The organism is Rudaea sp. (genome assembly GCF_036560865.1).
Taxonomy (GTDB): Bacteria; Pseudomonadota; Gammaproteobacteria; order Xanthomonadales; family Rhodanobacteraceae; genus Rudaea.
In genome coordinates this window covers 1-9,106 of sequence record NZ_DATBQK010000052.1, presented here as the reverse complement: position 1 = coordinate 9,106, position 9,106 = coordinate 1, and the positions used below count along the sequence as shown (strand labels likewise).

Annotated in this window: 7 protein-coding genes; 5 read left to right on the top strand and 2 right to left on the bottom strand. The window is 62.3% G+C overall.

Annotated elements, in window-relative coordinates; translation table 11 throughout:
• Positions 1–306 precede the first annotated feature (306 nt).
• The gene (locus tag VIE67_RS06060; RefSeq protein ID WP_332024290.1) at positions 307–1,692 is read right to left on the bottom strand and encodes a sigma-54-dependent transcriptional regulator; all 1,386 of its coding nucleotides are present in this window, start codon (positions 1,690–1,692) and stop codon (positions 307–309) included.
• A 405-nt stretch (positions 1,693–2,097) separates the two neighbouring features.
• Positions 2,098–3,762, bottom strand: a complete 1,665-nt coding sequence (locus VIE67_RS06055) for a sensor histidine kinase (RefSeq protein ID WP_332024287.1) — start codon at positions 3,760–3,762, stop codon at positions 2,098–2,100.
• Between the two features lie 251 nt (positions 3,763–4,013).
• Between VIE67_RS06055 and sucC the strand changes: the two genes are divergently transcribed.
• The 5 genes from sucC to VIE67_RS06030 form a co-directional block, all read left to right on the top strand.
• Positions 4,014–5,180, top strand: a complete 1,167-nt coding sequence (gene sucC / locus VIE67_RS06050) for an ADP-forming succinate--CoA ligase subunit beta (protein WP_332024285.1) — start codon at positions 4,014–4,016, stop codon at positions 5,178–5,180.
• Positions 5,181–5,373: 193 nt separating this feature from the next.
• Complete coding sequence (gene sucD / locus VIE67_RS06045) at positions 5,374–6,246, top strand: succinate--CoA ligase subunit alpha (protein WP_332024283.1); 873 nt, start codon at positions 5,374–5,376, stop codon at positions 6,244–6,246.
• Between the two features lie 54 nt (positions 6,247–6,300).
• Positions 6,301–6,756 carry an endonuclease domain-containing protein gene (locus tag VIE67_RS06040; protein WP_332024281.1) on the top strand — a complete coding sequence of 152 codons (456 nt, stop codon included), beginning with the start codon at positions 6,301–6,303 and terminating at the stop codon, positions 6,754–6,756.
• A gap of 3 nt (positions 6,757–6,759) precedes the next feature.
• A complete protein-coding gene (locus VIE67_RS06035) occupies positions 6,760–8,382 on the top strand; it encodes an NAD+ synthase (protein ID WP_332024279.1) in 1,623 nt (540 codons plus the stop codon).
• Positions 8,383–8,822: 440 nt separating this feature from the next.
• On the top strand, positions 8,823–9,106 hold a 284-nt coding region (locus VIE67_RS06030), incomplete at its 3' end, for a response regulator (protein WP_332024277.1).

Sequence of the window (9,106 nt, the reverse complement as noted above, 5' to 3'; positions counted from 1 at the left end):
CGCCTGCGGCGCCTTCCCCTCTCCCGGCGCTGCGCGCCACCCTCTCCCGCAAGGGGAGAGGGGAAACAGCGGCGGGTCAATGACGTGCGGTTTCTGATGCAGGAGTGAGCCCCTCCCCTCGATGGGGGAGGAGTTGGGGAGAAGGTGACGCCTGCGCAGCAGACGCCTGCGGCGCCTTCCCCTCTCCCGGCGCTGCGCGCCACCCTCTCCCACAAGGGGAGAGGAGAAACAGCCATTCGGGTTGTGCTACTTACTGACTTCTGAGTAGTGCCGCAGCGTTGTTGCGCGGCGTGCTGGCGAATTCTCTCAGTCAATCCCGAGCTTCTTCAGCTTGTAGCGTATTGCGCGAAAGGTGATGCCGAGTTTTTTTGCGGCGGCGGTTTTGTTGTAGCGCGTTTCCTGCAGCGCTTTCATGATCGCTTCGCGCTCAAGATTGCTGATATAGCTGTCGAGACCGCCTTCATCGCCGCTATCGTCGCCTTCGTCGTCCGCATCGATCGACGGCGCGGCTGACGCATCCGCGATTTCAGCCTGCGGCGAGGCGCGCGCGGTGAGGTGCAGATCGTCGGGTGTAATGAGGTGGTTTTCGCACAGCGCAACGGCGCGTTCGAGCACGTTTTCGAGTTCGCGCACATTGCCCGGGAAAGTATACTTCAGCAACTCGGCCAGCGCTTCGGGCGCGAGCGTCGCGACCTGTGTTCCGCCGTCCCTGCCCAGACGTTGCAGCACCTGAGCAGCCAGTTTGGGAATATCCTCGCGGCGCGCACGCAACGGTGGCACGGCGAGTTCGATCACGTTGATGCGGTAGTACAGATCCTGGCGAAACTGATGCGCCTCGACGAGCTTGGTCAGGTTCTTGTGCGTGGCTGAAAGAATGCGCACGTCGATCGACACTTCAGCGCGACCACCGATCGGCCGCACGGCTTTTTCCTGGATCACGCGCAGCAACTTCACCTGCATGTGCACCGGCAGTTCTGCTACTTCGTCGAGAAACAACGTGCCGCCATGCGCAGCCTGGAACAGGCCGTCCTTGTCCGCCTGCGCGCCGGTGAAGCTGCCGCGTTTGTGGCCGAAGAATTCGCTTTCCATGAGCTCGGTCGGAATCGCGCCACAGTTCACCGGCACGAACGGCGCGGTCGAGCGCGGACCCTGATCGTGGATCAGGCGCGCGACGAGTTCCTTGCCGGTGCCCGATTCGCCGGAAATGTATACCGGCGCCTGACTGCGCGCGAGTTTGCCGATCGTCGCGCGCAGTTGCACCATCGCGGGCGAATCGCCGAGCAGGCGCGAACCTGCGTCGCTGACCGGTTCGGCGCGCTTCTCCTCGTTCATGCGCAACGCGGTCTGCACGAGGCGCCGCAGGATCGCGATATCGACCGGTTTGCTGACGAAATCGAACGCGCCGGCCTTGAGCGCGGTGACTGCGGCATCGACGTTGCCGTGCGCAGTAATCATCGCCACCGGCGTGCGCGGGTAGCGCGCGGCGATCAATTCGATGATCTCCTGGCCAGAGCCATCGGGCAGCATCATGTCGGTGAAGCACAGCGCGTATGGCGTTTCTTCGAGCCGGCGCTTGGCCTCGGCGACGTCCGCGGCGGTGTCCACACGCAAACCCATGCGACCCAGCGTGATCGAGAGCAGTTCACGGATATCGTGCTCGTCGTCGATGACGAGTGCAGCGGAATTATTCATGGGAACAAGTATAAGGCGACATTAATGTGCGGAGACGAACTGCTAAGGTGAGGGAGCTTGACGATCCAGGACTGGTGTGAACCACGCAACCCCGAGCGGTCGAAAATAAGTTGCCCAATCCAAAAACCCGTGAAAGACAATTCCTATCCAGTCGTTGCCGTGACGCAGCGATGCGGAGTCATGCAGATAAAAGTGATCGTCCCAGACGAAACCTGCTGCGTTTACCGGCCAATAAATTACCGCGATCAGCCCCAGCACTGTTCCAGAAACTGCCGAGATTAGGACTCGGTGGCTTATTTTCCAAGTATGCAAGATCATCCAGTTGTCGATGCGGGTCGCAGGGGCGGAGTAAGGTTTTCCAACCAGTAAATTGAGAGTAATCCTGCCAAGCGGCGCCGCCTAGCGCTACCGGCGCGTGCGACCGCGCTCGGATGCTTCCACATTTGCGATCGGCGTTTGCATTGCAGGAAAAGTAATGCGGAAACAGCTGCCGCCGCCGGCGACTGGCAGATACTCGAGCGTGCACTGGCTCGCCTCGCACATCTGCCGCGCGAGATACAGGCCGAGCCCGGTACCGAACTCATGCGTGGTGAAGAACGCATCGAAAATCCGCGCAGCGACCTTGGGCGGGATGCCCGGGCCGCGATCAATCACTTCGAGCGTTGGCGCGTTCTTTTCGGCGGAGTGGCGCACCACCAGCGACACGCGCGCGGGCTGGTTCGGCAGGCGGCCGTAGCGCATCGCGTTCTGCACGAGATTCCACACCATCTGCTGCAGTTGCTGCGGATCGGCGAGCACTTCGGCAGTGGGGGACTGCAGCACTAGGGCCAGTAGATTGCCGCCCAGATTGTTCGTGGATTTGTACTCGTCGACGAAGCGCGTCGCCCACAGGGCGAGGTCGAGGCTTTCGGGCAACGAACGCTCGCGCCGCGCGAGGTGCAGGATGTTTTCCACGATCTCGTTCACGCGCCCGCAGTGGTTGCGGATGATTTCGACCAGGCGCTGTTCGGTCACGTCGATCTTGTCCGACTCGGCGAGCAGTTGCGCGGAATAGCTGATCGCCGTGAGCGGATTGCGGATTTCGTGCGCGATCGACGCCGACAGCCGGCCAAGCGAGGTCAGCGTCAGTTGTTCCGCGCGGCGCGAGACGAGCGATGTGTCGTCGAGAAAGATCAGCACGTTGCTGTCGTCGTTGGAGGTCAGACGGGCGAACCGCGGAATCACTTCCGGCGCACCGTCGGCGAGCGCGACGGGTGTGTTGTCGATTTTCTGCGCGCTGCGCCAGTGATACAGGCGGCGCGACAACTCCGGTGCGAGGATGGAGAGACCTTGCGCCGCGTGACTGGGATTGCCGATCAGAGCCCAGGCCGATTCGTTCCAGCGGCGCACGCGCCCGGCCTGGTCGACGACCAGGACGCCGGTCTTCATGCGCCGGATGATGAGCTCGTTGAGCTGCGAAAGATTGTTCAGCGCGCTGCCGCGCTCGCTCGCCAGCGCATCGCTTTCGCGCACGCGCTGGGCGAGAAACATGCACAGAGCGGTCACCGAGAAATAGGCAAGGCCGAAAATCGCGGATTGGAGCAGGTCGCGGTCGTCGAGGTCGATCAGGTTGCCGGCGATGCCCTGACCCAACATGCCGAATGTGGCCAGTGCGGCAAAAAGGAACGCGATGCGCGGTGGCAGCAGCAAAGCCGCACCGCCGACGTTGACCAGCAACAGCATTGCCAGCGAGTTGAACTGACCCTTGATCGAAAACATCGCCAGCGCACACACGGCGATATCCACCGCCAGCGAAACGCAGATCCAGGCTTGCTGATGCCGTTCGCTGCGTGTGCCGAAGCTCAGCGCCAGCCAGGCGAAGATCAGATAGACGATGGCGACGCTGCGTCCGGACAGCGGATGCACGATGCTCACCACCCACGTGATCGCCAGCGGGCTGAACATGAGGCCCACGATGATCGCCGCCTCGAGCACGCGGAACAGGTTGAGGAAGTACACTTCGCGCCGGATCGGCGAAGCAATCGCGGAAGCGAGAGGGGAATGGGTCGGATTGACGGCGGCAACGGCCACGTCGCAGCTCCTGATTGATGTTCCCCAGGTTGCAAGTATAGAGTGATTCGCGTTCGCGGTGATGATCCTGTTCGCACTCCGCGTGGCAGGCAAACCGATTTTGCGCCGCGGCAGGCTTTTTTTTGGCGAGCCGATTCATCACAATACGCGACCTACCCGCGCGCAGTCGGCGCGCTTGGTTTTCGTCAGATCCGTTCCTCCCAGCTCGATTCGCAGATTCGCCACACCGCACACTTCCTCAAGGTGGTCGCATGAATTTCCACGAATACCAGGCCAAGCAATTGTTCGCCCAGTACGCCATTCCGGTGCCGCCGGGAAAGATCGCCAGCACGCCGGAGCAGGCGGTCGACGCAGCGCGCGCGCTCGGCGGCGACGAATGGGTGGTCAAGGCGCAGATCCATGCCGGTGGCCGCGGCAAGGCCGGTGGCGTGAAGCTGGTCAAGACGCTGGACGAGGTAAAAAAGGCATCGGCGAAGATGCTCGGCACGCAGATGGCGACGTATCAGTCCGGCGGCCGCGCGCTGCCGGTCAACATCGTGCTGATCACCGAGGCCAGCGATATCGCCAAGGAATTGTATCTTTCCATACTGGTGGATCGCGGCTCGAAGGCGGTCGCGTTTATCGCCTCGGCGCGCGGCGGTGTCGACATCGAACAGGTCGCGCGCGAAAATCCCGAGGACATCCACACGCTCGAAATCAACTACGTGCAGGGCTTGCAGCCCTACGAGTGCCGCAAGCTCGCGTTCGCGATGGGCTTGAACGCCAAGCAGGCAGGCCAGCTGACCAAGATCATGCTCGGCCTGTACAAGCTGTTCAACGAGAAGGATTTGGCCTTGGTCGAGTTGAATCCGCTCGCGATCAACAAGGCCGGTGACCTGATCGCGCTCGACGGCAAGGTCAACTCCGACGACAACGCAGAGTTCCGTCATGCCGATCTCGCCGCGATGCGCGACGAGTCGCAGGAAGACGCGGCCGAAGCGGTCGCGGTCAAACACAATCTCAACTACGTCACGATGGACGGCAATATCGGCTGCATGGTCAACGGCGCAGGATTGGCGATGGCGACGATGGACGTGATCAAGCTCGCCGGCGCGGAGCCGGCGAACTTCCTCGACGTCGGCGGCGGCGCGACCAAGGAGCGCGTGACCGAGGCATTCAAACTGATCCTGTCCTCGGACAAGGTCAAGGCGATCCTGGTCAATATCTTCGGCGGCATCGTGCGCTGCGATCTGATTGCCGAAGGCATCATCGCCGCGGTCAAGGAAGTCGGGCTGACGATTCCGGTCGTGGTGCGTCTTGAAGGCACCAACGTCGAGGCCGGGCGCGAACTGCTTGCCAATTCGGGGCTGAAGATCACGCCGGCGCTGGATTTAAACGATGCGGCGAAGAAGGCCGTCGCCGCCGTCAAAGCCGCCTGATTTCAGTCAAAGGCGCTTGATTTCAGTCATGGCGTTTGGTTTCAGTCAAAGGCGTTTGATTTCAGTCCCCTCCCCTGCGAAGCGGGGGAGGGTTAGGGTGGGGGCCCGGCTTTTCGCGGTGACTTGCCCCCTTCCGGCCTTCGGCCACCTTCCCCCGCTACGCAGGGGAAGGGAAGACATCAAAGGATTTCACATGAGTGTACTTGTAAACAAATCCACCAAGGTCATCACCCAGGGCTTCACCGGCCAGCAGGGCACGTTCCATTCCGAGCAGGCGCTCAACTACGGGACCAAGCTCGTCGGCGGCGTCACGCCGGGCAAGGGTAGCAGCCTGCATATCGGCCTGCCGGTGTTCAATACGGTGCAGGACGCTGTCGATGAAACCGGCGCCGATGCGTCGATGATCTTCGTGCCGCCGCCGTTCGCCGCCGACGCGATCCTCGAAGCGGCCGACGCAGGCATCAGGGTCATCGTCGCGATCACCGAAGGCATTCCGGTGCTCGACATGCTGCGTGTGAAGAACACGCTCAAGGGTTATCCCGACACGGTACTGATCGGACCTAACTGTCCCGGCATCATCACCCCCGGCGAGTGCAAGATCGGCATCATGCCCGGTCATATCCACAAGCCGGGCCGGATCGCGATCGTGTCGCGCTCGGGCACGTTGACCTATGAAGCCGTGTTCCAGACCACCAACGAAGGCCTGGGCCAGAGCACCGTCATCGGCATCGGCGGCGATCCGATCAACGGCCTCAGTTTCATCGATTGCCTGAAACTGTTCCAGGACGATGCGCAGACCGAAGGCATCATCATGGTCGGCGAAATCGGCGGCAGTGCCGAAGAGGAAGCCGCCGAGTTCATCAGCGAATACGTGACCAAACCGGTGGTCTCGTTTATCGCCGGCGCGAGTGCGCCCGCGGGCAAGCGCATGGGCCACGCCGGCGCCATCATCTCCGGCGGCAAGGGCACCGCCGCAGCGAAATTCGCCGCGTTGGAAAAGGCCGGCGTGACCACCGTCAAATCGCCCGCCGATCTGGGCAAGGCGATTGCGGCGAAGCTGAAGTAGTGGATAGAACCCTTCCTCCGCTTGCGGGGGAAGGGCAGGGATGGGGGTGCGTGAATGCTTATGCGCGACGGAGCCAAGAAACACTTCGCAAGGCAGCTTCGCGCCAACATGAGCGATGCCGAACAATGCTTGTGGCGGCGCATCCGTCAGCGCCAGCTTGCCAATTGTCGTTTTCGCCGGCAGCACCCGATCGGCCCGTTCATCACTGATTTCGCCTGCGTCGAAAAACGTCTTGTCGTTGAAATCGACGGTGGCCAGCACAATTCAGAGAGTGATTCCGGTCGTGACGATTGGTTTCATCGTTACGGATATCAAGTTTTGCATTTCTGGAACAATGATGTGCTGAGTCGAACAGAAGACGTGCTCTCTGAAATCATGAAAGTCCTGGCTTCGATCGCGCACCCCCATCCCAGCCTTCCCCCGCAAGCGGGGGAAGGGGCAAAAGCGGTCGATGCAGTGCTTGAACCCTTCCCCCGCGTGCGGGGGAAGGGCAGGGATGGGGGTGCGTAAACCATGCGTATCGCCCTAGCCCAATTCGATTTCCCCGTCGGCGCTGTTGCTCGCAATGCCGAGCGCATTGCGGCGATGATCGTCGAGGCGCGCGAGGTGCATCGTGCGGACCTCGTGCTGTTTCCGGAGCTGGCGATCAGCGGCTATCCGCCGGAAGACCTGTTGATGCGGCCGAGTTTTCTTGCCGAATGCGAAGCGGCCTTGCAACGTGTTGCAGCGGGCGTCAACGGTATCGTCGCCGTGGTCGGCTGGCCGCAGGCGGCGGGCGCGGTTGTATACAATGCGGCAAGTGTGCTGCGCGATGGCGTGATCGAGGCGGCGTATCGCAAGCGGGAATTGCCGAACTACGCTGTGTTCGATGAGCGGCGCTATTTCGATGTCGATCCGGCCGGCGGCTCCTGCGTATTCGACGTCAAGGGTGTGACGGTCGGCGTGGTGATCTGCGAGGACTTGTGGTTCCCCGAGCCCCTAGCCGATACCCGGCAGCGCGGCGCGCAGCTTGTCGTCGTGCCCAATGCATCGCCGTTCGAACGCGACAAGCATGCGCAACGCGATGCGCTGCTGGCGACGCGCGTGCGCGAGACTGGTGTCGCGTTGGCATATCTGAATGCCGTCGGCGGCCAGGACGCACTCGTGTTCGATGGCGCATCGGTGCTCGCCGATGGCGATGGGTACATCCATGCGGCCGCACGCGCGTTCGAGGATCACTGGCTGGTCGCGGATTTCGACGCTGGCACGCGCAAGTTCACGCTGCGCGACTGGCCGTGCGAAGGCGATGAAAGCCGCGATGCGCTGGCCTGGCGTGCGATCGTGCGTGGCACGCGCGATTACTGCGCCAAGAACGGCTTCGACAAGGTGTGGATCGGGTTGTCGGGCGGCATCGATTCGGCGCTGGTGCTCGCGCTCGCGGTCGATGCGCTCGGCGCGGCCAACGTGACCGGCGTGCGTCTGCCGTCGCGGTATACTTCTAGCCAAAGTAACGATCTCGCCGACGAGCAGGCGCGCGCGCTTGGCGTAAAGTTGCAGACGATTCCGATCGAAGCGCCGTTCCGCGGATTTCTCGACGCGCTGCAGCCCGCGTTCGGCGGACGCAGCGCTGATGCGACCGAAGAAAACCTGCAGTCGCGCTGCCGCGGTTCGATCCTGATGGCCTTGTCCAACAAATTCGGCGGACTGCTGCTGACGACCGGCAACAAAAGCGAATACGCGGTCGGCTACGCGACGATCTATGGCGACATGTGCGGCGGTTATGCGCCGATCAAGGATCTGTACAAGACCGAAGTGTATGCGCTGGCGAACTGGCGCAACTCGGTCGGCGGCGCGCCGGTAATTCCGCCGGGCGTGATCGAGCGCGCGCCGTCGGCCGAACTGCGCGACAACCAGACCGATCAGGATTCGCTGCCGCCCTACGACGTGCTCGACGCGATCCTGTTCCGGTATATCGATCAGGAACAATCGCGCGACGATATCGTGCACGCGGGCTTCAGCGCCGAGGTTGTCGACCAGGTGCTGCGCCTGGTGCGCATCAACGAATGGAAGCGGCATCAGGCCGCACCGGGACCGAAAGTGTCGCGCCGCGCGTTTGGGCGCGAGCGGCGTTATCCAATTACGTCTGGTTGGCGCTGAGGCTCATTATTGGTGCGGCCCGGTGATGTTTGAACTCAAGGCCACCACTTATCGTTGAATCATCCAGAGCGCAGAACCCATGCGGTCGCTTCCCCTGCGTAGCGGGGGAAGCTGCCCGTAGGGCTGACGCCCCAAAGGAAGTCCTCTTGGGGGATGGGGGCGCTTTCCCATGTCCGATCAAAGAGCAAGAGCGCCCCCTTCCGCCTTTGGCACCTTCCCCCGCTGCGCAGGGGAAGGAAAAGCGATCTCCGCGCCGGACTAAGGTGTTAGGGCATTTCAACCTTCAGCTGGCCGCATCAATAACCCCCGCTTGCGCCGCGATGACGAGCATGTAAGCTTCCCGAGTCCCGCCAAACCGTGCAACCCTTTCCACCCGTGCCGCATCCAACGAGGCAATGCGCGATGGCAAATTTCACCACGATAGACCCGCCGGCAAACTGATGCGGACCGTTCTCGTCATCGACGACAATCCGGGTGTGGTAACCGCGCTCGAAGTGCTGTTGAGCCTGCGTGATATCCGCACGCTGCGCGCGGCGACGCCGCAGGAAGGGCTCGCGCTGCTCGCACGCCAGCGCGTCGATCTGGTGCTGCAGGACATGAACTTCCACGAGGACACCACCTCCGGCGAGGATGGCGTCGCATTGTTCCGCGCGATTCGCGCACGCGAACCGGATCTGCCGGTGATCCTGCTCACCGCGTGGACGCATCTGGAAACCGCGATCGA

Bases quoted from the DNA above. Each gene is read 5' to 3' on its own strand.
- VIE67_RS06060 (WP_332024290.1), bottom strand. From the start codon at position 1,692: ATGAATAATTCCGCTGCACTCGTCATCGACGACGAGCACGATATCCGT.
- sucC (WP_332024285.1), top strand. From the start codon at position 4,014: ATGAATTTCCACGAATACCAGGCCAAGCAATTGTTCGCCCAGTACGCC.
- sucD (WP_332024283.1), top strand. From the start codon at position 5,374: ATGAGTGTACTTGTAAACAAATCCACCAAGGTCATCACCCAGGGCTTC.
- VIE67_RS06040 (WP_332024281.1), top strand. From the start codon at position 6,301: ATGCTTATGCGCGACGGAGCCAAGAAACACTTCGCAAGGCAGCTTCGC.
- VIE67_RS06035 (WP_332024279.1), top strand. From the start codon at position 6,760: ATGCGTATCGCCCTAGCCCAATTCGATTTCCCCGTCGGCGCTGTTGCT.